The sequence below is a fragment of the Streptomyces sp. URMC 127 genome (assembly GCF_051386535.1).
In the GTDB taxonomy this organism is placed as follows: domain Bacteria; phylum Actinomycetota; class Actinomycetes; order Streptomycetales; family Streptomycetaceae; genus Streptomyces.
In genome coordinates, this window is record NZ_JBPQTW010000453.1 from 1 (window position 1) to 1109 (window position 1109).

The 1109-nt window shown below is 72.0% G+C and carries 1 protein-coding gene; it reads right to left on the reverse strand.

Annotated elements, in window-relative coordinates:
* Positions 1 to 240: 240 nt before the first annotated feature.
* Positions 241 to 795: a F0F1 ATP synthase subunit B gene (locus ACSNOH_RS34855; RefSeq protein ID WP_436725452.1), complete on the reverse strand. Its 555-nt coding sequence runs from the start codon at positions 793 to 795 to the stop codon at positions 241 to 243.
* Between the last annotated feature and the right edge of the window lie 314 nt (positions 796 to 1109).

Consider the following 1109-nt stretch of genomic DNA (forward strand, 5'->3'; position numbering starts at 1 on the left):
CTCGTCGAACAGCACACCCTCGACCTCGGCGAGGAATGCCTGCGCACCGCCGACCCCCTCCCCGCCCTGCGCCGCAGGCTCACCGACGAGCTCGACGACCTGCGCCGCGCCCTGCGCATCAGGACGGCCGGAGCCTGAGCACGCAGAACACAGAAGGCAGAACGCCGAAGGCTCCGCACCCCGGAAAAGGGGAGCGGAGCCTTCGGCGTCCGAGAATGTCCCAGCGGCGGCCGGCCGCCGTCAGTCGCGCCCCTCACGGGCGGCGTCGGCGGCCTGCGCGGTGCGCAGCTCGTCGAGGAAGCGGTCCACCGTGCCGTTCTCACGGGCGAACTGGGCGACCTCCTCGCCGACGATACGGCCCGCCAGCTCCGTGGCCAGCACGCCGACCTGCTCGCGCAGCTCCGCCTCGGCGACCGCACGCTCGGCGTCGATCACCGCGTGACCCGCGGAGATGATCTCCTCGCGCTGGCGCTGGCCCTCGGCCCGCAGCTCGGCGATGATCGCGGTGCCCTGCTCGGTCGCCTCCTGGCGCAGGCGCGCGGCCTCGTGCCGGGCCTCCGCGAGCAGCTCCTGGTACTCGGCGTGGACGCGGGCAGCCTCGGCGCGCGTCGCCTCCGCGTCGTCGAAGCGGCCCTCGGTGGCCTTCTCGCGCTCGACGAGGACCTTGTTGATCCGGGGCAGCAGCACCTTCGCCATCAGGGCGAAGACGAGGAAGAACAGCACCGCGCCGAGGACGAGCGGCGCGGGCTCGGGCTTGAGCGGCCCTACGTCGAGAGCGAGAAAGTTCATGGCCATGGGGTGCAGATTAGTCGACGGAACGGGGTGCGTCCGCCCCGGACCCCATTAGCAGACACAACTCACGCCCGTCGCACGGCCGTACCACCATCGAGCGAAACCCGCCCCTACGCCGGTCACGGACCGTGCGCCGAACGTAACTTGTTGCAGTTGCCGCTCGTCACCGCCCGCAAGCGACGGCACAGCACGCGCACGAAGTCAACCCAAAAGGGGCAAAGTCATGCCTGCGTCCGCCGGCCCCACCATCGCCTCACCCCGCGAGGCCGCAGAAGACACCCCTGCCCCCCTCGCCGGCGGCACCCACGGCCCCCACG

Excerpts from the sequence above, each read along its gene's own strand:
- ACSNOH_RS34855 (WP_436725452.1), bottom strand. The coding sequence starts at position 795 with ATGGCCATGAACTTTCTCGCTCTCGACGTAGGGCCGCTCAAGCCCGAG.